The sequence below is a fragment of the Kaistia soli DSM 19436 genome (assembly GCF_900129325.1).
Taxonomy (GTDB): domain Bacteria; phylum Pseudomonadota; class Alphaproteobacteria; order Rhizobiales; family Kaistiaceae; genus Kaistia; species Kaistia soli.
This window is the reverse complement of record NZ_FQUP01000007.1, coordinates 90,850-111,715: the sequence shown is the minus strand read 5'-3', so window position 1 is coordinate 111,715 and position 20,866 is coordinate 90,850. Positions and strand designations below refer to the sequence as shown.

18 protein-coding genes and 1 riboswitch are annotated in these 20,866 nt (G+C 64.3%); of the genes, 3 read left to right on the top strand and 15 right to left on the bottom strand.

What is annotated here, in order from left to right:
- Positions 1 to 38: 38 nt before the first annotated feature.
- Positions 39 to 455, bottom strand: a complete 417-nt coding sequence (locus BUB39_RS22175) for a hypothetical protein (protein WP_073058076.1) — start codon at positions 453 to 455, stop codon at positions 39 to 41.
- Here BUB39_RS22175 and BUB39_RS22170 point away from each other — a divergent pair.
- The 3 genes from BUB39_RS22170 (at position 454) to BUB39_RS22160 (ending at position 4,592) form a co-directional block, all read left to right on the top strand.
- Entirely contained in the window at positions 454 to 1,464 is a 1,011-nt protein-coding gene (locus BUB39_RS22170; RefSeq protein WP_073058075.1) for an RluA family pseudouridine synthase, read from the top strand. The genes BUB39_RS22175 and BUB39_RS22170 overlap by 2 nt on opposite strands.
- Positions 1,465 to 1,633: 169 nt before the next feature.
- Positions 1,634 to 2,554, top strand: coding sequence for an RNA polymerase sigma factor RpoH (rpoH, locus tag BUB39_RS22165; RefSeq protein WP_073058074.1), 921 nt, complete (start codon positions 1,634 to 1,636; stop codon positions 2,552 to 2,554).
- Positions 2,555 to 2,792: 238 nt separating this feature from the next.
- Positions 2,793 to 4,592, top strand: a complete 1,800-nt coding sequence (locus tag BUB39_RS22160; RefSeq protein ID WP_073058073.1) for a tetratricopeptide repeat protein — start codon at positions 2,793 to 2,795, stop codon at positions 4,590 to 4,592.
- A gap of 7 nt (positions 4,593 to 4,599) precedes the next feature.
- On the opposite strand, the gene BUB39_RS22155 is transcribed toward BUB39_RS22160, so the two are convergent.
- The 14 genes from BUB39_RS22155 to BUB39_RS22090 all read right to left on the bottom strand — a co-directional run bounded on the left by BUB39_RS22155 (position 4,600) and on the right by BUB39_RS22090 (position 20,746).
- The gene (locus tag BUB39_RS22155; RefSeq protein ID WP_073058071.1) at positions 4,600 to 5,550 is read right to left on the bottom strand and encodes an ABC transporter substrate-binding protein; all 951 of its coding nucleotides are present in this window, start codon (positions 5,548 to 5,550) and stop codon (positions 4,600 to 4,602) included.
- Between the two features lie 23 nt (positions 5,551 to 5,573).
- Entirely contained in the window at positions 5,574 to 6,314 is a 741-nt protein-coding gene (locus BUB39_RS22150) for an ABC transporter permease (RefSeq protein WP_073058070.1), read from the bottom strand.
- A 97-nt stretch (positions 6,315 to 6,411) separates the two neighbouring features.
- Positions 6,412 to 6,517: riboswitch (TPP riboswitch) on the bottom strand.
- Between the two features lie 169 nt (positions 6,518 to 6,686).
- Positions 6,687 to 8,417: a hypothetical protein gene (locus BUB39_RS22145; RefSeq protein ID WP_073058068.1), complete on the bottom strand. Its 1,731-nt coding sequence runs from the start codon at positions 8,415 to 8,417 to the stop codon at positions 6,687 to 6,689.
- A gap of 52 nt (positions 8,418 to 8,469) precedes the next feature.
- Positions 8,470 to 9,762, bottom strand: coding sequence for an adenylosuccinate synthase (locus BUB39_RS22140; RefSeq protein WP_073058065.1), 1,293 nt, complete (start codon positions 9,760 to 9,762; stop codon positions 8,470 to 8,472).
- A gap of 147 nt (positions 9,763 to 9,909) precedes the next feature.
- Complete coding sequence (serA, locus tag BUB39_RS22135) at positions 9,910 to 11,496, bottom strand: phosphoglycerate dehydrogenase (RefSeq protein ID WP_073058063.1); 1,587 nt, start codon at positions 11,494 to 11,496, stop codon at positions 9,910 to 9,912.
- Between the two features lie 134 nt (positions 11,497 to 11,630).
- Complete coding sequence (locus BUB39_RS22130) at positions 11,631 to 12,806, bottom strand: phosphoserine transaminase (RefSeq protein ID WP_073058061.1); 1,176 nt, start codon at positions 12,804 to 12,806, stop codon at positions 11,631 to 11,633.
- A 164-nt stretch (positions 12,807 to 12,970) separates the two neighbouring features.
- On the bottom strand, positions 12,971 to 13,720 hold the full coding sequence (locus tag BUB39_RS22125; RefSeq protein ID WP_073058060.1) for an outer membrane protein: 750 nt from the start codon (positions 13,718 to 13,720) through the stop codon (positions 12,971 to 12,973).
- Positions 13,721 to 13,983: 263 nt separating this feature from the next.
- Positions 13,984 to 14,685 (bottom strand): phosphate regulon transcriptional regulator PhoB, encoded by a 702-nt coding sequence (gene phoB / locus BUB39_RS22120; RefSeq protein WP_073058058.1) that lies wholly within the window; start codon positions 14,683 to 14,685, stop codon positions 13,984 to 13,986.
- Positions 14,686 to 14,719: 34 nt separating this feature from the next.
- Positions 14,720 to 15,436, bottom strand: a complete 717-nt coding sequence (gene phoU, locus BUB39_RS22115; RefSeq protein WP_073058057.1) for a phosphate signaling complex protein PhoU — start codon at positions 15,434 to 15,436, stop codon at positions 14,720 to 14,722.
- A 25-nt stretch (positions 15,437 to 15,461) separates the two neighbouring features.
- Positions 15,462 to 16,247 carry a phosphate ABC transporter ATP-binding protein PstB gene (pstB, locus tag BUB39_RS22110; RefSeq protein WP_073058056.1) on the bottom strand — a complete coding sequence of 262 codons (786 nt, stop codon included), beginning with the start codon at positions 16,245 to 16,247 and terminating at the stop codon, positions 15,462 to 15,464.
- Entirely contained in the window at positions 16,244 to 17,125 is an 882-nt protein-coding gene (gene pstA / locus BUB39_RS22105; protein WP_073058055.1) for a phosphate ABC transporter permease PstA, read from the bottom strand. The genes pstB and pstA overlap by 4 nt, the downstream gene beginning before the upstream one ends.
- A 12-nt stretch (positions 17,126 to 17,137) precedes the next feature.
- Positions 17,138 to 18,067, bottom strand: a complete 930-nt coding sequence (gene pstC / locus BUB39_RS22100; protein WP_073058276.1) for a phosphate ABC transporter permease subunit PstC — start codon at positions 18,065 to 18,067, stop codon at positions 17,138 to 17,140.
- 149 nt (positions 18,068 to 18,216) lie between these two features.
- Complete coding sequence (pstS, locus tag BUB39_RS22095) at positions 18,217 to 19,272, bottom strand: phosphate ABC transporter substrate-binding protein PstS (RefSeq protein WP_073058054.1); 1,056 nt, start codon at positions 19,270 to 19,272, stop codon at positions 18,217 to 18,219.
- A gap of 151 nt (positions 19,273 to 19,423) precedes the next feature.
- Positions 19,424 to 20,746, bottom strand: coding sequence for an ATP-binding protein (locus BUB39_RS22090; protein WP_084527852.1), 1,323 nt, complete (start codon positions 20,744 to 20,746; stop codon positions 19,424 to 19,426).
- Between the last annotated feature and the right edge of the window lie 120 nt (positions 20,747 to 20,866).

The window sequence follows — 20,866 nt, the reverse complement described above, 5'->3', positions numbered from 1 at the left end:
CGCTTGGCAAGCGGCGCGGCGGAAATGCGGTGAAGAAGTCAGGGCGTCGCGGGCAGCAATGCCCCGGACAGCACAGCCCGCCGCAGAACCTTGTTGGTGGCAAGATCGACGATCGCGATGCGGACAACTCCATCCGACTCGAAGGTCAGCGCCAACAACCGGCCGTCCAGCGCCGTCGAAAGCAGCTTGGCTCCCGCAGGCAGCGCACCAGCAATCGTCGCTTCGCCGGCGGATGCGGCAAGGCTGGCCTTGTCTTGTCCTGGCCCGATCTTGTAGATGACGGCAGCGAGCACGGCGATAAGCCCCACAAGAAGCGTTGCGCTCGAAATAATGATCAGCCGCTTCAGGCGCTGGCGGATGCGCTCGACCGCCGGATCGAGCGGCGGCTCTTCGCGCTCGTCATCATCGAGCGATCGAGGCTGCAGCGGATGTGGGGCGGAAGAAGCGCGAACCATGGATGACTTTCCGGACGACGGCGAGGATATCGTCGACCTCGTGGTCGAAGCCGAGGCAACAGGCCGGCGTCTCGATGCCTGGCTCGCCGCCCGCATCGAACGATTGAGCCGAAGCCGCCTCAAGGCCCTGATCGAAGCGGGCCATGTCAGCGTCGGCGGCGCGACCATAGTCGAGGGCAAAAAGCCGGTCAATTCGGGCGACCATGTCCGCGTCACCATCCCGGAAGCAGAACCGGCCGAGCCCGAGGGCGAGGCGATCCCGCTGGACATCGTCTATGAGGACGATGCGCTGGTCGTAATCGACAAGCCGGCCGGTCTTGTGGTTCATCCCGCTGCCGGCAACTGGACCGGCACGCTGGTCAATGCGCTGATCGCCCATTGCGGATCGAGCCTTTCCGGCATCGGCGGTGTCCGCCGCCCAGGCATCGTCCATCGCCTCGACAAGGGGACGACGGGACTGATGGTCGTCGCCAAGACCGACCGCGCCCATAAGGGCCTCGCGGCGCAATTCGCCGATCACGGCCGCAGCGGCCCGCTCGAACGCGGCTACCAGGCCATCGTCTGGGGCGTGCCGTCCCTGCCCTACGGCCTTGTCGACGCGCCGCTCGGTCGCTCGCCGACGAGCCGGCAGAAGATGGCGATCGTCAAGCAGGGCGGCAAGCAGGCGATCACCCATTATACCGTTTCGGAGAGCTTCGGGCCGGCCTCGGCCCCGATCGCCAGCCTGATCGACCTGCGCCTCGAAACGGGGCGCACGCATCAGATCCGCGTCCATATGGCGGCGCTTGGTCACCCGCTGATCGGCGACCAGGACTATGGCAAGGGCTTTCTGACGAAATCAGGCCTTCTGCCCGAACCACTCCGTTCCGAGGTTTCACATTTTCCGAGGCAGGCGCTGCATGCGTGGCTGCTTGGCTTCGAGCATCCCGTCACCGGCGAGACGCTGCGTTTCGAGGCGGAGCCTCCTGCGGATCTCGCTAGCCTGATCGAAGGTTTCGAGGCACTCTAGGTCGTTAAAACTGCGACTTCACGATCGCGGAGCAGTCTCGGCCTTGTGATCCCGCGCTGCGGGATAGCCCTGTTTTCGCTGGAATTAACACCCATATATAGCCAAGCGGGCCGTTATGGCCGCATTCGGCGTTGGCTGTCTGCGACGCCGTGAAAGGAAGGGGGTCTCAATGGCTGCCAGGGCAAGTTTGCCGGTCATCGCTTCGGGCGAGGCCGGACTATCGCGCTATCTCGACGAGATCAGGCGCTTTCCGATGCTGGCCCCCGACGAGGAGTATATGCTCGCCAAGGCCTACAAGGAACATGACGATCGGAATGCCGCCCATCGTCTGGTGACGAGCCATCTGCGCCTCGTCGCCAAGATCGCCATGGGCTATCGCGGCTATGGGCTGCCGATCGGCGAGGTCATTTCTGAGGGGAATGTCGGCCTCATGCAGGCGGTGAAGCGGTTCGAGCCTGAAAAGGGCTTCCGCCTCGCGACCTACGCCATGTGGTGGATCAAGGCCTCGATCCAGGAATACATCCTGCGGTCGTGGAGCCTCGTGAAGATGGGCACCACAGCGAACCAGAAGCGGCTGTTCTTCAATCTGCGCAAGATGAAGAGCCAGATCCAGGCGCTCGACGAGGGCGACCTGAAGCCCGATCAGGTTCAGCAGATTGCCACCAAGCTCGGGGTCACCAACGAGGACGTCATCTCGATGAACCGCCGCCTCGGCGGCGATACCTCGCTGAATGCACCGCTCCGGGCCGATGCCGAAGGTGGCGAGTGGCAGGATTGGCTCGTCGACGACAGCGAGAGCCAGGAAACGGTACTCGCCAATCAGGAAGAAGCGGACAACCGCCGCCGCCTGCTGAAGGACGCCATGGGCGTGCTGAACGATCGTGAGCGTCGGATCTTCGAGGCTCGCCGTCTCGCAGAGGAGCCGATCACGCTCGAGGAACTGTCGACCGAATTCGGCGTCAGCCGCGAACGCGTGCGCCAGATCGAGGTGCGCGCCTTCGAGAAAGTCCAGAAGGCCGTCAAGCGGGGCGCACGCGAGCTTGAGCGTGGCCATTCCGATGACGATGAACTGGAGCAGGCAAGTCTCTGAGGCCTCGGCCTCAAGACATCGCCTGCGACAGGCTTCCTCTTCAATTCACGCAATCCTTGCAGCCATTGTCTGGCTTGTTCCAGCGATGACAATATCGTGATCGCTTGCCCCTGCAATTACATCGTGCATCCGGCACGGATCATGAATAACCATCGGTTCGGGGTAAGGCTCGTCCGATCGATCACCTGTCGGAAAAGGGTCAGTCAAAATCAGCTCTTGCTAAATTGGAAAAGGCTCAATGGCGCGTCCGCGTCGCCGCCTCACCGTCATAGCTGCGCTCGATATGGTCGGCTATTCCGAGCTGGTCCAGCGCGATGAACTCGGCACGCTTCGCGAGATGCGGGCCATCTACAAGACGCTTGTCAGGGCGACGCTGCCTAAATTCAGCGCCCAGATCATCAAGATGATGGGCGATGGCGGACTGGTCGAGTTTCCGAGCGTGCTCGATGCCGTCGAGTGGTGCATGGGCTTCCAGCTCGCTATGGCCGAGCACAATGCCGCCTCCGACCGGCCTCAGATCGAGGTCCGGGCCGCAATCGTCCTCGCCGATGTGATCCTATCCGACCACGACCGTTTCGGCGCCGCGCTCGGCTTTGCCATGCGCCTGCAGGCCGCGGCGCCGCCGGGCGGCATCGCCATCACGCATTCCGTGCGCTGGCAGTTGCTTGGCGAACCGGCATCGGCCTTCAAGCCAGTGGGCTTTCTGATGCTGCGCAGCGTGCCCTACCCCGTTGAGGCCTGGTTCTGGGTTCCTCCGGGCCGCACGGTTCCTGACATCCAGCCCACGCAGAATCAGATGCTGACGCCCGGCGTGCTCGCCTTGCCAGGGCTGGCCGCCGAACCCCCGGAGGACCAGCGCCCCCTGGTGGCGATTTTGCCTTTCGGCGATCTTTCCTCGGACAAGAGCTGCGCAAGCATTGCCGACGGTGTCGCCGAGGAGACGACAGCGACGCTCGCTCATGTGCGCTCGATTCGCTTGATCGGTCGGCACTCGCTTGCCGCGTCGCCCGATATCCGTGCCCTCGCCCGCGATCTTGGCCTTCGCTATGCCGTGGAGGGCAGCGTACGCCGCGCCGGCAATCGCATCCGCATTACGGCGCAGCTGATCGAGGCCGAGACGGGCACACATCTTTGGTCCGGCCGAATGGAAGGAACGGTCGACGATCCATTTGCCCTGCAGGACGAGGTCGCGACAAGCATTGCCGGAGCGCTTCATCCAGCGATCCGGACCGCGGAAATCGACCGCGCCCGCCGCAAGAATACCGACGCCCTGCGCGCCCACGATCTTGTCCTGAAGGCGATGCCGCATTTCTGGGCACATCGGCGCGAAGATAACGCCACCGCCATCCGCCTGCTCGACGAAGCGCTCGCTACGGATCCGCGATCCGGCCAGGCGCTGGGGCTGAAAGCGTGGTGCCTCAGCCAGGAAGTCACGTATCTCTGGTCCGACGATGTCGAACGCGACAAGCGCCTCGCGCTCGCGCTCGCGCAGAAGGCAGCCGAGACTGCGGAGCCGGACGCGCTCGTGCATGTGATGATCGGCGCCACCTTGTCGATCTTGAATGTCGACCAATCGCAGGCGCGGGTCCATATCGACCGCGCCCTGGCGCTCGATCCGACCCTTGCATGGGCTTGGACGCGGCTCGGCTTCATTCAGGCCTATTCGGGCCAGCCGCGCGAAGGGCTGGCCAGTCTCCGCCGCGCCATCCTTCTTAGCCCCGACGACCCCGTGCGCTTCAATGCCTATGCCGGCATGGCGACCTGTCTGTTCATGCTCGGGGACTATGCCGAAGCTGCCCGCGAAGCGCGCCAGGCTCTCGACGCGCGTCCCGGGATGATCTGGGCCAATCGCCTGCTGGCCACCTCCGCGGCACTCGCCGGCGACATGCCGCTCGCCCGGACTGCCGTTGCCCGGCTGCTCCAGGAACGGCCGGGAATGACGCTGGCAGAGGTACGCCAGGCGGTCCACAATCTCGGTGACGCAGACATGGAGCGCTATCTGGAAGGCCTGCGCATCGCAGGCCTTCCAGAAGCGTAAAACCCGTTCAGCGCGGCGCGATGGCGTAGCTTTCGACCGGCGGGATCGTATCCAGCAGTCCCTTGTCCTTCAGGAAGGCCGCGAAACGATCATAGCGGCCGGGGTCCAGCGCCGCCGGTCGCTTGGCGAAGCGTGGCAGCGTATCGGCATAAGCGGTGCGATTCAGCTTGTCGTCGAGATCGGGATGCGCCTTGAGGAACAGCGCAAGCCCTTCGTCAGGATGGTTGGTCAGGAAGATCGTCGCCTCCTCGACCGCCGCGATGAAGCGCGCCATGCGTGGGTCGGTGGCAAGATCCTTGCGGGTCACATAGACGAGCTCATCATAGGGCGGCACGCCATGCTCTTCGGGGAAGAAGGCAATGCCGGGCTTGCCCTCGATCGCAAGCTGCGTCAGCTCGAAATTGCGATAGCCGTCGATGACCGCGTCGACCTGGCCGGACATCAGCGCCGTCGTCAGGTTGAAATTGACATTCACCATCTCGACATCCTTGGCTGTCAGCCCGGCTGAGCCGAGTATGGCGCCGATATAGGCGTCCTGGAGGCTCGCCACGGAGTAGCCGACCTTCTTGCCTTTCAGGTCGGCCAGCGTCTTGATCGGGCCGTCCTTCAAAACAATCAGACAGTTGAGCGGCGTCTCGACCAACGTCCCGATGCGGACGAGCGGCAGTCCTTCCTTCACCTGCAGCATCAGATCGGGCTGGTAGCTGACCGCGATGTCAGCCTGCCCGGCGGCGACAAGGCGCGGCGGTGCACTGGCGTCGGCCGGGGCGATCAGATCGACATCGAGATCGTGTCGCGCAAAGAAGCCGCCCTCCTTGGCAATGACCAGCGGCGCATGGTCGGGATTGACGAACCAGTCGAGGAGGACCGTGAGCTTGTCGGCAGCCATTGCCGGGATGACAGGCAGCGCGAGGGCCATCGTCAGGGCAAGGGCGGCACGGCGGAGGATCGGTCTCATCGGTATTTCCTTCCTTAGGGAGATCAGGTTCGCGTTTCCGGCGCCCAAGGGGCGATGTGGCGCGTGAGGGCGACGACCACGGCGCGCACCAGCAGGGCCATGACGGCCAGCAGCGCGAGGGCGGCGAAGACGACGTCGGTCTGCGCGCGGCCATTCGCCATCAACATCGCGTAGCCGAGACCCGAGGACGCGCCGACCCATTCGCCGATCAACGCGCCGACCGGCGCGTAGACAGCCGCGACGCGCAACCCCGAGGCCAGGGCCGGCAGGGCGCTCGGCACGCGCAGGAGAAAAAGCTCTTGGTCATGGCGGGCGCGGTGCAGCCGGCCCAGATCGATCAGGCTCTCATCGGTGCGCGTCAGGCCGTCATGAAAGGCCGAGGCGACCGGAAAGAAGATGGCGATGGTTGCCATGACAATCTTCGAGCCGATGCCGAAGCCGAACCAGAGCACGAGCAGCGGCGCGATGGCGAAGACCGGAAAGGCCTGCGTTACGACGAGCAATGGCATCAGGACCCGACCGAGTGGCGGCATCAGCATCATCGCCAGCGCGAGCAGCACGCCGGCGATTGATCCGGTGACGAGGCCGAGGATGGTTTCGGTGAGCGTCGTCAGCGCATCGCGCGACCAGAGTTCCGGCCGCGACACCAGCGCCTGCCAGACCTTGGCGGGCGGCGGCAGCATGAAGGGCGGCGGCGCGAATATCATGATCACCGCCTGCCAGATCGCGATCAATGCGACGGCAATGGCGAAGCCGCGCAACATGGACGCGACGACACGCAATGATGGCGACTGCTCAGCCAAGGACGGCCAGCCCCTTCCACAAACGGAATAAGCCACGCGTCGGCGATGAACGAGCCAATTGGATCAAGCTTCCCGTCCCTTCGCCGGCATGACCCGGATCAGGTTCGAAGGGTTCGGCCCTAGGCCATCTCAGCTCGCGTTCGCGAACACCCCTCGGAATGGCCGGAGCATGGCCGAAGCGTCCCACAAGCGCAAGAGGGCCGAGAAGGACGACCCAACGCGCAGAAAACAGATCGCCGCCGAGCGAAGCGTTCGGCGGCGACAGGATCAAGCGATAGAACGAGATGATGCGTCAGCGGGAAGCAGGGCGGCTCAGGAGAGCCGCCCTCCCCGTCAATTGCCCCAGGCGGCCAGCGCCTTGTCGAACACGCGCTGCCCAGGTGTGCCCTTTTCGAGCGTCAGGATCGCGCGCTGGTCGTTGTTGTAGACAAGCGGAATATCGATCCAGTTGCGTTCCTTCATCAGCGCGATGTTCTGCGCCATCGGCGCGCTGTCATTGGCGAACGCGATCCAGAAGAAACCGTCAGCCACCTTGGCGGCAGCGCCGTCGAGCGGAACGCCGCGCGCCTCCTCTGTCGGCTTCATCACGAAGGCCGGGACCGCCTTAACGCCGCCGCCCGGGAAATCGGCCGGCGTATCGATGATCACCTCGACGAGGTGGCTCGCCGGCAGCGCGGTGTCGTTGTTCTTGCGTATATTGACCGTCACCTTCATTTGCCGGTCCGGCACATCGACATTGGCGACGATCTGCGGGCCGTTGGACGAGTCAGGCTCGAACTTCCATGTCACGTTCGCTTGCAGCGCGGTCACATTGGCACTGCCGCCGAGCGGCTGCTCATAGAGAATCGCCTTCTGCGCGACGAGATCGTCGCCAGGTGTCGCGGCATTGTCGGTCTGCTCGGCCGGCGCAGGCGTGGCAGGCGATGCGGACGCGTCCGACTGTGGAGCCGGTGCAGTCTCGCTCGGCGCATTGCTGCCGGGCTGAACGACACCGGCGAGCGGATCGGGCTCCGTCCCCTCGGCCGGCGGCTCGGCGGTCACGGTCCGGACAGATTTGGGCGCTTCCTCGGCAGGCGCCCCGCCGAGGCGGTCGGCATTCTTCGAGCTTGCGGCATCAGGTGCCGGCTCGGTCTGCGCCGTCGGTGCCGATCCCTTGTCGGAAGAGATCAGGTCCCCAACGACATCATTGACCTTAGCACGCTGCGACCAGACGAGCGCCGCGATGCCGCCGAGAATGAGAACCGCGATGATCAGGATGATGATGATCGCCGGACCGCGAGAGGGTTTGGCGCGCTCCACATAGGCGGGCTGTTCCTTGCGGGGCCGCTTTTCGCGGCGTTCACGGCGCGGTGGCTCGTCGACTGGCGCGAGGCGTGTCTCTGAGTCGCTGTCATCAGGCCACTCGGACCGCTCGTCGGCCTCAATCGGCGCAACGTCGACCGGCTCTTCCATCGCCTCGACTTCGTCGCCGAAGCGCGGCTCCTGGCGCGGGGCCTGGGAGACACGGCGCGGCACTTCAGCGATCGGCTCTTCCTCAGGCGTCCACGCCGGCGCAGCTGGCTGACGAGGCGGCGATACCCGCGCGGCGTTACGATTTTGCCCGGCGTCCAAAGACGCATCGGCATTGCGCGGCGCCATGCCGCGTTGATCGCTCGAACGCGGCTCCGGCGCTCGGAAGTCCGGCGGCACAGGCGTCGCGCGCGGCCGCGGGGGTGCCGGCGGCGGCGCGGGATTGGCAGCCTCGGCCTCGACTTCGGCTTCTTCCTCTGTCGCCAGGCGCATCGCCTCGGCGGCCATCGCGTCGGCGGCCGCTGCGGCGGCGCGCACACGCGCAGGCGACGGCCCGGCTGCCGTCATCGCAGCCTCCCGCTCGACGCGGCGAATCGCCTCCTCGAGTTCCAGGCGTTGCTTGGAAATCTCGGCTGTGGTGAGCGGTGGCGTGATCGCCTTGAGCTGGCCAAGCAGAGCCGAGCGCGCCTTGTCATAGATCGACCGGCGCACGTCGGAGGCTTCGTGTTCCAGCCCTCCGACGGCCCTCTTCAGTACGACGTAATAGTCGGTCATCGTTCCATTCTGCTAAGCGGAGCGTCCGGACCGGCGCCGACTTGCGTCGGGCTCAGTCCTGGAACGGATCCTGGACGAGAATCGTGTCGTCGCGCTCGGGGCTCGTCGACAGTAATGCAACGGGCGCGCCAATCAATTCCTCGACGTGGCGCACATATTTGACGGCCTGAGCCGGCAGGTCGTTCCAGCGCCGTGCCCCAGCGGTGGAATCCTGCCAGCCTTCGAGCGTCTCGTAGATCGGCTCGACACGAGCCTGCGCAGCCTGGGCTGCCGGCAGGTAGTCGATCTCGCGACCATCCAGCCTATAACCAACGCAAATCTTGATTTCTTCAAGGCCGTCCAGGACATCGAGCTTGGTCAGCGCAATACCATGGATGCCCGAGGTGCGCACGGTCTGCCGCACCAGGACCGCATCGAACCAGCCGCAACGACGCTTGCGTCCCGTGACGGTGCCGAACTCGTGGCCGCGCGTGCCGAGGAAGTCCCCGACTTCGCCGGTCTGTTCGGTCGGGAACGGGCCTTCGCCGACGCGCGTCGTATAGGCCTTGGTAATACCGAGGACATATCCGACCGAGCCGGGCCCGACGCCCGAACCGGTCGCGGCCTGGCCGGCGACCGTGTTGGACGAGGTGACGAACGGATAGGTGCCGTGATCGATGTCGAGCAATGCGCCCTGCGCGCCCTCGAACAGGATGCGCTTGCCAGCCTTGCGATGCTCGTCGAGCAGCCGCCAGACCGAATCCATGAACGGCAGCACCTTGTCGGCGACCGAGGCGAGTTCCTCATAGAGAACGTTCGGATCGATTTCCGCCTGGCCGAGGCCACGGCGCAGCGCATTGTGATGCGACAACAGCCGATCGATCTTGTCGCGCAGCACTTCGAGATCGGCGAGATCCATGACGCGGATGGCGCGGCGGCCAACCTTGTCTTCATAAGCCGGGCCGATGCCGCGTTTCGTCGTGCCGATGCGCGTGCCGGAATTGCTGGTCTCGCGGAAGGTGTCGAGCTCGCGATGCAGCGAGAGGATCAGCGCGGCGTTCTCGGCAATGCGCAGATTGTCCGGTGAAACGGCGACGCCCTGGGCCGCGAGACGATCGATCTCGGCCACCAGCGCGTGTGGATCGACGACAACGCCATTGCCGATGACGCCAAGCTTGCCCGGACGGACGACGCCGGAAGGCAGAAGGCTGAGCTTATAGCTGACGCCATCGATCACCAGCGTATGGCCAGCATTATGCCCGCCCTGGAAGCGCACGACCACATCCGCCCGCTCCGACAGCCAGTCGACGATCTTGCCCTTCCCTTCGTCGCCCCATTGCGAGCCGACGACGACCACATTCCCCATGAAACGGCCTCTCCGCCCGCTTGGGCGCCTTTCGGGATATCCTGACATGCCGCGCCCCGGCACCGGGCCGGGGCGAAGCGCGCGAACCTTATATCGATTCCGTACCGGCCGCGCGACCCCCGCCGGCAACCGGCGCGAATCCGTCGCTCAGAAAGAGAGGCGCTTGGCCTGGACGACACCTTCGAGCGCGCCGACGCGGCCGATCACGTCATCCGAGATCGCCTCGTCGACCTCGACCAGCGCGATCGCGTCCTCGCCGGCGGCCTGTCGGCCGAGATTGAAGGTGGCGATGTTGATCCCCTCGGCGCCGAGCAGGCTGGCGAAGCGGCCGATGAAGCCGGGCTTGTCCTTGTTGGTGACGTAGAGCATGTGGCGGCCGAGCTCGGCTTCCATGTTGATGCCCTTGATCTGGATGATGCGCGGCTTGGTATCGGCGAACACCGTCCCTGCGACCGAACGCTCCTGCTTCTCGGTCGTCACGGTCAGGCGGATATAGTTCTCATAGGCGCCCTGCTGCTCGCGGCGAACCTCTTCGACCGCAATGCCGCGCTCGCGCGCGATCGCGGGCGCCGAGACCATGTTGACCGTCTGGAGCTGCGGCCGCAACACGGCGGCCAGCGCCGCATTGGTCAGCGCCTTGACGTTAAGCGCCGCGACATCGCCCTCATATTCGAGCTTGATCGCGGTGATCCCCGTCTCGGTCAGCTGGCCCGCGAACGACCCGAGCTGGTCGGCGAGCTTGACGAAAGGCGTCAGGCGCGGCGCTTCCTCGGCAGTGATAGACGGCATGTTCAGGGCGTTGGAGACGGCGCCCTTCACAAGATAGTCGGCCATCTGCTCGGCGACCTGCAGCGCGACGTTTTCCTGCGCCTCGGTGGTGGAGGCGCCAAGATGGGGCGTGGCGATGAAGTTCGGCAGGCCGAACAGCGCATTCTCCGTCGCCGGCTCCTCGACGAACACGTCGAAGCCCGCACCGCCGACCTTGCCGGACTTCAGCCCCTCGGCGAGATCGGCCTCGTTGACCAGCCCGCCGCGCGCGCAATTGATGATGCGCACACCGTCCTTCATCTGGGCGATCGCCTTGGCGTCGATGATACCGCGCGTCTTGTCGATCAGCGGCGTGTGCAGGGTAATGAAATCGGAGCGGCGGAAGAGGTCTTCGAGTTCAACCTTCTCGACGCCGAGCGCGACGGCACGCTCGTCCGAGAGGAACGGATCGAATGCGATGACGCGCATCTTGAGACCGACGGCGCGGTCGGCAACGATCGACCCGATATTGCCGCAGCCGATGATGCCGAGCGTTTTGCCCGTCACCTCGACGCCCATGAAGCGGTTCTTCTCCCACTTGCCGGCCTGCGTCGATGCGTTGGCCTCGGGGATCTGGCGGGCGAGCGCGAAGATCATCGCAATCGCATGCTCGGCGGTAGTGATGGAATTGCCGAAGGGCGTGTTCATCACGATGATGCCCTTCGCCGTTGCGGCGGGAATGTCGACATTGTCGACGCCGATGCCGGCCCGGCCGATGACGCGGAGATGGGTCGCGGCGGCGATCACCTTCTCCGTCACCTTGGTGTTGGAGCGGATGGCGAGGCCATCATAATTGCCGATGATCTCGAGCAGCTTCTCTTTGTCCTTGCCGAGGTCGGGCTGGTAGTCGACCTCGACGCCGCGATCCTTGAAGATCTGGACGGCGGTCTTGGAGAGCTTGTCGGAAATGAGAACGCGCGGTGCCATGGTGGCTGGCCTTTTTCTGGCGCGTCATACCCGGGCTTGTGCGGGCATCCACGGCGCCCCATCGATGGGGATCATAGACGTGGATGGCCGGGACGAGCCCGGCCATGACGGGCGTTGATGTGCTGAAGAGGAACTCAGGCGGCCTTCTTGAGACCGGCCTTCTGCGATTTGAACGCCCAGTCGAGCCATTCGGTCAGGATCGCGAGATCTGACGCCTCGATGGTCGAGCCAGCCCAGATTCTTAGTCCTGCCGGCGCATCGCGATAGGACCCGATGTCATAGGCGACGCCGGCCTTCTCGAGCGCGCTGGCAATACCCTTGGCGAAGGCGGCCTGGCCATCGGCGTCGAGCGCCTTGACGGCTGGATCGGCGATCACCAGGCAGACCGACGTGTTGGAACGCGACTTCGGCTCGACGGCCAAGAATTCCGCCCACTCACTCTTCTCGACCCAGTCGGCCAAGACCTTGAGATTGGCGTCACAGCGTGCGGCGAGGCCCTTGAAGCCACCGATCGACTGCGCCCAGGTCAGCGCGTCGAGATAATCCTCGACCGCCAACATCGACGGCGTGTTGATGGTTTCGCCGACGAAGATGCCTTCGATCAGCTTGCCGCCCTTGGTCATGCGGAAGATCTTGGGCAGCGGCCAGGCCGGCTTGTAGCTCTCGAGCCGTTCCACCGCACGCGGCGACAGGATGAGCATGCCATGCGCCGCCTCGCCGCCGAGCACCTTCTGCCAGGAGAAGGTCACCACATCAAGCTTCGGCCAGTCTAGGTCCTGCGCGAAGGCAGCGGACGTCGCGTCGCAGATCGTGAGACCGGCGCGATCGCCATCGATCCAGTTGCCGTCCGGAACCCGCACGCCCGAAGTGGTGCCGTTCCAGGTGAAGACGACGTCGCGGTCGAAATCGACCTTGTTGAGGTCAGGCAGCTTGCCGTAGTCGGCGCTGAGCGTGCGGACGTCGGAGAGCTTCAGCTGCTTGACGATGTCGGTGACCCAGCCCTCGCCGAAGCTTTCCCAGGCGAGCACATCAACGCCGCGAGCGCCGAGCAGCGACCACAGTGCCATCTCGACAGCGCCGGTGTCGGAGGCCGGTACGATGCCGATGCGGTAATCCGCAGGCACTCCGAGAACCTCGCGGGTGAGGTCGATCGCCTTCTGGAGTTTGGCTTTACCGATCTTGGCCCGATGCGAGCGACCGAGTGCCGCATCCTTGAGCGCTTCGAGCGACCAGCCGGGTCGCTTGGCGCAGGGGCCGGAAGAATAGTTGGGATTGACCGGCCGGGAGCCGGGCGTCGCGAGATCTGCCATGATCTACCCTCTCAGATAGCAGCGCCTCGTTGGGGAGGCGTGTCCCGCGGACGGCTTTAGGCGCGGGCGAGAGGGAAGTCAACGCGTGGCCGTGCCTCACCACCTGAAAAGACGAGGGGCGCATCCTTGCGGACGCGCCCCTCTTTGATCGATCGCCGCTGCGCTCAGTAGAAGTTGTAGCGCAGGCCGAGGCGAACCTCGTTGGCCGAGATGTTGTCGTAGTTGATCGTGCCGCCGCCGCCAGCCGGAATATAGCCCGACACGGCGTCGCCGAGATTCAGATAGCGATAGTTGAGGTCGACCGACACGTTCGGCGAGAAGGCGTAGGAAACGCCTGCCATGAGGGCATAGGCGAAGTTCCAGTTGCCCGCGCCGTCCCAGGTTCCGCCGACGCCGTTTGGATTGAGATAGGCGACGTCGCTGGTCTGCAGATAGGAGGTGCCGATACCCGCGCCGACATAGGGCGTGAAACCGGACCAGGTGCCGATGTCGACATAGCCGTTGGCGAGGAATGTCCAGGCGTCGATATTGGCCGTCTCGATCGTATGACCGACGCCGCCGCAACCGCCACAATAGCCCTCGCCATAGGCGCCGGCCTGGAATTCATAATCGACGGTGGCGTCGACACGGAAGTGATCGTTGAAGCGATAGCCGGCACCGAGGCCGATGACGCCGGTATTGTCGAGCGAATTGTTGTTCCAGTCGTCGACGTAAGTGCTGGTGACGAAGCTGGTGCTTGGATTGTTATACCACTTGTAGCCAATGTCGCCGCGCAGATACCAGCCGCCGGTCGCGATCACCGGCGGAGCCGGCTCAACATAGGGCTCGGGCATGTCGGCGGCCATCGCAGCCCCCGACATGGCAAGGCCCGCCCCGATCATCGCGGCGAGCGTCATTGTCTTCACGTAATGCATGGAAGTCTCCCCGGCATCGACTGGATCGAGGCCAAGCCCGATCGATACAAATTCACCGAAGATGAATCTGCCGGAGAAGCTTTAAGAACAGATTAACTACGTCGCTTAACCACGGCTGTTTACGTTACTGATGTCTAAACACCGGCCGCCAAGCCGAATCACCAATTCGCCCAACCGCTTGGCACGAACGGCCGTCAGCCGGCGTGCGGAACGACGCGGCACCGACCTCAATAATGGTGAAGATTAAGATTTGGATTTGAAGATCAGTTCATGCCGACGAACTGATCATCGAAAGCATAGCCGGAGCCGCGTACGGTTCGGATCGGATCCTTGACGCGGCCGCGATTGACCGCCTTGCGCAGACGACCAATATGGACGTCGACAGTCCGCTCGTCGACATAGACATCGCGTCCCCAGACACCGTCCAGGAGTTGTTCGCGCGAGAAGACTCGGCCGGGGCTCTTCATCAAGAACTCCAGCAGCCGGAACTCCGTCGGTCCAAGGCGCAGTTCACGCCCTGAACGTCGGACCCGGTGTGTCTCGCGATCAAGCTCGATATCGCCGGCCCGAAGCAGCGACGCGATCACCTCGGGCCGCGAGCGGCGCAGAATGGCGCGCACGCGGGCCATCAACTCGGGCACGGAGAACGGCTTCACGACATAGTCGTCAGCACCCGTCGCCAGGCCGCGGATCCGCTCCTGCTCCTCGCCGCGCGCGGTGAGCATGATGATCGGCAGCGTGCGAGTGGTGTCGCGCGCCCTGAGCCGCCGGCAGAGTTCGATGCCGGAAATGCCAGGCAGCATCCAGTCCAACAGCAAGAGATCCGGCGCCGTCTCCTTCAGTCGGGTCTCGGCATCGTCGCCGCGCGGCACGACCTCAACCGCATAGCCCTCGGCTTCAAGGTTGTAGCGGAGGAGGAGGCCAAGAGCCTCCTCGTCCTCGACGATCATCACGCGTGGCGTCATCTCGGTCCTGGTGTCCTTCTTCGAGGCGCGCTGCTCAGCGTGTCTCGTAGGAGACGCTGGTTACGCTCGACTCGTCCTGCTTCGGGCGGTCTTGCGTCAACGCCTCGCCGGTGACGACATAGTGCACCGTTTCCGCGATGTTGGTGGCATGGTCACCGATGCGCTCGATGTTCTTCGCGCAGAACAGAAGATGCGTACACAGCGTGATGTTGCGCGGATCTTCCATCATGTAGGTCAGCAATTCGCGGAACAGCGACGTATACATCGAATCGATGTCGGCATCGCGGCGCCAGACCTCGAAGGCCTGGTTGACGTCTCGTGCCGCATAGGCGTCAAGAACATCCTTGAGCTGGGCGAGCGACAGCTCGGCCATGTGCTCGACGCCGGTAATGAAGCGCTTCGACTGGAACTGGCCATCGAGTGCCAGCACGCGCTTGGCGATGTTCTTGGCCAGATCGCCGATTCGCTCGAGATCGTTGGAAATGCGCATCGCACCGATCACTTCGCGCAGGTCGAGCGCCATCGGCTGGCGGCGGGCGATGATCATGATCGCCAGCTCTTCGCATTCGCGCTGCACCTGGTCGAGGCGGCGGTCGTCGGCGATGACGGAATTGGCCATCGTCGTGTCGAGGCGCGTCAATGCGCGGACCGACAGGTCGACGAGACGCTCGGCCATGCCGCCCATCTCCGCGATGCGGCGCTGGACGTCCTTCAGCTCGTCGTCGTAGCGGGTAACGATATGTTCCGACATGTCGTCCTCCTGGCGCGGTCCGGCCTCAGCCGAAGCGTCCGGTGATGTAATCCTGGGTGCGCTTGTCGCCCGGGGCCGTGAAGATCTTCGACGTTTCGTCGAACTCGATGAGTTCGCCGAGATACATGAAGGCGGTGTAGTCGGAGACGCGCGCGGCCTGCTGCATGTTGTGCGTCACGATGGCGATCGTGTAGTCGGCCGTCAGCTCGTCGATCAGTTCCTCGATCTTGGAGGTTGAGATCGGGTCGAGCGCCGAACAGGGCTCGTCGAACAGCACGACTTCGGGACGAACGGCGATCGACCGGGCGATGCAGAGGCGCTGCTGCTGGCCACCGGAGAGGCTGAGGCCGCTCGAATTGAGCTTGTCCTTGACCTCGTTCCAGAGAGCCCCACGCGTCAGCGCCGCCTCGACCCGCTCGTCCATCTCGGACCGCGACAGGTTCTCGTAAAGGCGAATGCCGAAGGCGATGTTGTCATAGATCGACATCGGGAACGGCGTCGGCTTCTGAAACACCATGCCGATGCGGGCGCGCAGAAGGTTGAGGTCCTGGCCCGGAGCAAGGATGTTACCACCGTCGAACAGGACTTCGCCCTCGGCGTGCTGCTTCGGATAGAGGTCGTACATCCGGTTCAGGACGCGCAACAGCGTGGACTTTCCACAGCCCGACGGCCCGATGAAGGCGGTGACCTTCTTCTCGTAGAGCGGCAGGTTGATCGACTTCAGAGCGAGGTTTTCGCCGTAGAAGAATTTGAGGTTCTTGATCGAAATCTTTTCGGGCAGCGCGTTCGGCGCGACGGCGGTCTGCATCATTTCGAAGTCCTCGGGCTAAGGAAGGTGCGGGCTACGATGTTGAGCGCAAGCACCGCGACAGTGATCAGCAGCGCGCCGGTCCAGGCGAGCTTCTGCCACTCGGGATAGGGGCTGAGGGCGAACTGGAAGATGGTGACGGGCAAGCTCGACATCGGCGCGTTCGGGTCGGTGCTCCAGAACTGGTTGTTGAGCGCCGTGAACAGCAGCGGTGCCGTTTCGCCCGAGACGCGGGCGATGGCCAGCAGCACGCCGGTCACGATGCCCGACATCGCCGCGCGATAGGCGACTTTGCGGATCATCACCGAACGGGGCAGGCCAAGTGCGGCCGAAGCCTCGCGCAAAGTGTTCGGCACGAGGTTGAGCATGTCCTCGGTGGTGCGGACGACCACCGGGATCACCAGGATGGCGAGGGCGATCGAACCGGCGAAGGCCGAGAAGTGGCCCATCGGTGCCACTACGACCTCATAGACGAACAGGCCGATGACGATCGACGGCGCCGCCAGCAAGATGTCGTTGATGAAGCGGACGACGTTGCTCAGCTGGTTGTGGCGGCCATATTCGGCCATGTAGGTGCCAGCCAGGATGCCGATCGGCGTGCCGATCACCACGCCGGCGACGGTCATGATCAAGCTGCCGACGATGGCGTTGAGCAGGCCGCCGCCCTCGCCCGGAGGCGGGGTCATCTCTGTGAAGATCGCCGGCGACAGGCCCGAGAAGCCCTGCCAGAGCAGCGCCGCCAGGATCAGGAACAGCCAGGCGAGGCCGAAGATCGTCGCCGCGAAGGACAGCGACAGGAGGATGCCGTTGCCGCGTCGGCGCCTGCGATAGAGCGACTGTGCAGTCGGCGACGAAACGGCGGAGTTTCCAAGCGATGCCATGGTGTATTCGCCTCAGTTGCCGGCTTTGGCGTTCATGCGGGCCAGCATGATGCGGGCGGCCGCAAGAACGATGAACGTGATGACGAAGAGGATCAGGCCAAGGGCGATCAGCGAGGAGGTATAGAGATCGCCGACCGCCTCGGTGAATTCGTTGGCGATCGAGGCCGAGATTGTGGTGCCCGGCGCGAGGATCGAGGCAGAGATCTTGTGCGCATTGCCGATGACGAAGGTCACCGCCATGGTCTCGCCGAGCGCGCGGCCAAGGCCGAGCATGATGCCGCCGATGACGCCGACGCGGGAATAAGGCAGCACCACCTTGGTGACCACTTCCGCCGTCGTGCAGCCAAGGCCGTAGGTCGCCTCCTTGAGCACCGGCGGGACGGTGTCGAACACGTCGCGGGTGATCGAGGTAATGAAGGGCAGGACCATGATGGCGAGAATGATACCGGCCGTCATGACGCCGATGCCGTAGGGCGGCCCGGCGAAGACGCTGGAAAGGCCGGGAACGTCGCCGAAGAGACCGATCAGGAACGGCTGGATGGTGGTCTGGAAGAAGGGCGCGAAGACGAACAGGCCCCAGATGCCGTAGATGATGGAGGGAATGCCGGCGAGCAATTCGATGGCGACGCCGATCGGACGCTTCAGCCAGGGCGGGCAGAGTTCGGTGAGGAAGATCGCGATGCCGATGCCGACCGGCACGGCGATGACGAGCGCGATGATCGAGGTGACGACCGTGCCGTAGATCGGGGCCAGCGCGCCGAATTTCTCGGTCACCGGGTTCCAGCTCTGCGTCGTCAGGAAGCCGAGGCCAAAAGTCTGGAAGGCCGGGATCGAGCCGTGGATCAGCGAGATGATAACGCCGCCAAGCAACACCAGGACCATCAGCGCCGCGGCGAAGGTCACCCAGTTGAACAGAATGTCGCCGGAACGCAGCCGGCTCATCCGCTTGAGCTTGGAGCTATCGACGCCTGTGCTCCGCAAGCCGGTCATAACAGCATCCACCATGTCATTCCCCCGGCTCTATGTGGAGCCCGTGACTGAAGCGAGAGGGAGAGGGCATGGAGCCCTCTCCCCGGATCAACGGTCGACGCTTACTTCGCGACCTCGACGAAGAGCGGCTTGCCATCCGCACCGACGATGTCCTTGGCCCAGGTCGCCTTGATGTTGGCGACGACGGCGTCCGGCATCGGGATGTAGTGGAGATCGGCAGCCATCTGGTCGCCGTTCGCATAGGCCCAGTTGAAGAACTTCAGGGCAGCGGCGGAAGCGGCGTCATCCTTGGGGGTCTTGTGCATCAGGATGAAGGTGGCGGCAGTGATCGGCCAGGCCTTGGCACCTGGCTCGTTGGTCAGGATGACGTAGTAGCCCGGCAGGTTGGCCCAATCGACGCCTTCGGCGGCGGCGGCGAAGTTCGGCACTTCCGGAGCGACCGTCTGGCCGTCCTTGTTGACGAGCTTCGTGAAGGTCATGTTGTTCTGCGCGGCGAAAGCATATTCGACATAGCCGATCGAGCCGACCGTCTGCGACACGCCGGCAGCGACGCCCTCATTGCCCTTGGCGCCGAGGCCGACCGGCCATTCGACGGCCGAAGCAGCGCCGACGTCGTCAGCCCAGCCCTTGCTGACCTGCGACAGGTAGGTCGTGAACACGAAGCTGGTGCCCGAGCCGTCCGAGCGATGCACGACAGCGATGGCAGTCGAAGGCAGGTCGACGCCGGTGTTCAGAGCCTTGATGGCCGCGTCATCCCACTGGGTGATCTTGCCCTGGAAGATGTCGGCAAGAACCTGGCCGCTAAGCGTGACGTCGCCCGGCTTGATGCCCGGGACGTTGATGATCGGAACAACGCCGCCGATGACGGTCGGGAACTGGACGAGCCCTTCCTTCTCGAGCTCTTCCGGCTTCAGCGGCGCGTCGGACGCACCAAAGGTGACGGTCTTCGCCTTGATCTGCTTGATGCCGCCGCCGGAACCGATCGACTGGTAGTTGAGCTTGTCACCGGTCTCTTTCTGGTAGGCGTCAGCCCACTTGGCATAGATCGGATAGGGGAAGGTCGCGCCAGCCCCCGAGATATCGACGGCTTGGGCGGAACCGAAACCGATGGCGGCGGCGACAACGCCGGCCGCGAGTACGATGTTCGTGAGTTTCACAGACCATCTCCCTGATGGAGTCAATTTTGTGGGCCTCCGAGCCATTGCCGCAGTGCAACAGGCTTGGAACGGGTCGGACCCTAGTGACCTCAGGTAATGGTTCTATGACGAAAGCAATACGCTTTTGTGACAGATCAAGTCTATGTAAATGTTATGCTTTCGTCGAATCGATGCGCTTCGGGACAATGGTGACGCCTGCGAATTCGACAATGAACGCGGCGCCCTCCCCCGGCTGGCTTTCGATCACGAGACGGGCGCGATGGCGATTGAGGATGTGCTTGACGATGGCGAGGCCAAGCCCTGTTCCGCGCGTGCTGCTGGCCGCTTCGTCGGCTCTGTAGAAGCGCTCCGTCAATCGCGGAAGGTGCTCGGCCGCAATGCCGGGCCCAAAGTCCTTCACCGTCGCCCGCGGACCCTCGCCGGCATCGCCTGGTTCGAGTTCAACCACCACGCGGCCACCAGAGCGGCCATATTTGCAGGCGTTCTCGACAAGGTTCTGGAACACCTGCACCAGTTCGTCCCGATCGCCAGCGATCACCATCGGCGCATCGGGCAGGCGCGATTCGATCGCCACCTGCTGCTCGCGCGCCAGCGGTTCCATCGCATCGACGACCCCGCGCAGCACCGCCGCCAGATCGACAGGCGCCTCGGGCCGCATATGTGCCTTCATCTCGACGCGCGACAGCGACAAGAGATCGTCGATCAGGCGGCTCATCCGCGTCGCCTGCTCATGCATGATGCCGAGAAAGCGTTCGCGGGCGACGGCGTCATCCCGCGCCGGGCCCTGCAGGGTCTCGATGAATCCGGCGAGCGAGGCCAGCGGCGTGCGCAGCTCGTGGCTGGCATTGGCAACGAAGTCGACGCGGACGCGCTCGGCGCGCCGCTGTTCAGTCTTGTCAGAGAAGAGCAACATGATGAAGCCGCCACGTCCGTGATCGTCGCGCGTCTCGATCGGCGAGAACCATGCGTCATACCAGCGTTCTGTCGGCACCCGCTCGACGAATTCAAGCCGTTCCGCCGCGCCGCCGGCGGCCACCCGCTCATAGGCGCGCAGGAGATCGGGCGCACGGAGGCGGAATGTCAGGGGATCGCCGGGGCGGATCGGAAAGGCCGCTTCGGCGAGATGGTTCTGGTAACGGACGAAGCCTCGTCGATCGAGGATGACACAGGGATCCGGAAGGGCATCCGCCATCTGCTTGAGGCCCGTCTCGGGCCAGACCGAAGGCGGTGCGCGCTGGGCGAGCCGGCGTGGCACGAGACGTTCGCCGCGCGGCAGCGCCGCGATCATCAGCGTCACGGCAAAGAACAGCAACGCGGCCGTATGCAGCGCGAGCGCTCCGGCGGCGACGAGGATCGTCAGCAGGCCGATGAAACCGAGCAGGACATAGCGAGCAGCGCCGAGGCGGCCGACCACGCCGCCATCACCGCCCGGCGCCGCCGCGCCTTCGTCACGCCCTGCCGATTCACCCGCCATGCTCGCGTCTGCCTCCTGATTCCCCCGCCACGATCTCAAGCCGTCCGAAAAAACAGGATCGCATGACATGCGGGACAAACGGATGACGTCTGTGACAGAATCAAAGCCAACATAAAAGTC

Coding starts and splice junctions, on each gene's coding strand:
- BUB39_RS22170 (WP_073058075.1), top strand. CDS start 454: ATGGATGACTTTCCGGACGACGGCGAGGATATCGTCGACCTCGTGGTC.
- BUB39_RS22175 (WP_073058076.1), bottom strand. CDS start 455: ATGGTTCGCGCTTCTTCCGCCCCACATCCGCTGCAGCCTCGATCGCTC.
- rpoH (WP_073058074.1), top strand. CDS start 1,634: ATGGCTGCCAGGGCAAGTTTGCCGGTCATCGCTTCGGGCGAGGCCGGA.
- BUB39_RS22160 (WP_073058073.1), top strand. CDS start 2,793: ATGGCGCGTCCGCGTCGCCGCCTCACCGTCATAGCTGCGCTCGATATG.
- BUB39_RS22155 (WP_073058071.1), bottom strand. CDS start 5,550: ATGAGACCGATCCTCCGCCGTGCCGCCCTTGCCCTGACGATGGCCCTC.
- BUB39_RS22150 (WP_073058070.1), bottom strand. CDS start 6,314: ATGTTGCGCGGCTTCGCCATTGCCGTCGCATTGATCGCGATCTGGCAG.
- BUB39_RS22145 (WP_073058068.1), bottom strand. CDS start 8,417: ATGACCGACTATTACGTCGTACTGAAGAGGGCCGTCGGAGGGCTGGAA.
- BUB39_RS22140 (WP_073058065.1), bottom strand. CDS start 9,762: ATGGGGAATGTGGTCGTCGTCGGCTCGCAATGGGGCGACGAAGGGAAG.
- serA (WP_073058063.1), bottom strand. CDS start 11,496: ATGGCACCGCGCGTTCTCATTTCCGACAAGCTCTCCAAGACCGCCGTC.
- BUB39_RS22130 (WP_073058061.1), bottom strand. CDS start 12,806: ATGGCAGATCTCGCGACGCCCGGCTCCCGGCCGGTCAATCCCAACTAT.
- BUB39_RS22125 (WP_073058060.1), bottom strand. CDS start 13,720: ATGCATTACGTGAAGACAATGACGCTCGCCGCGATGATCGGGGCGGGC.
- phoB (WP_073058058.1), bottom strand. CDS start 14,685: ATGACGCCACGCGTGATGATCGTCGAGGACGAGGAGGCTCTTGGCCTC.
- phoU (WP_073058057.1), bottom strand. CDS start 15,436: ATGTCGGAACATATCGTTACCCGCTACGACGACGAGCTGAAGGACGTC.
- pstB (WP_073058056.1), bottom strand. CDS start 16,247: ATGATGCAGACCGCCGTCGCGCCGAACGCGCTGCCCGAAAAGATTTCG.
- pstA (WP_073058055.1), bottom strand. CDS start 17,125: ATGGCATCGCTTGGAAACTCCGCCGTTTCGTCGCCGACTGCACAGTCG.
- pstC (WP_073058276.1), bottom strand. CDS start 18,067: ATGAGCCGGCTGCGTTCCGGCGACATTCTGTTCAACTGGGTGACCTTC.
- BUB39_RS22090 (WP_084527852.1), bottom strand. CDS start 20,746: ATGGCGGGTGAATCGGCAGGGCGTGACGAAGGCGCGGCGGCGCCGGGC.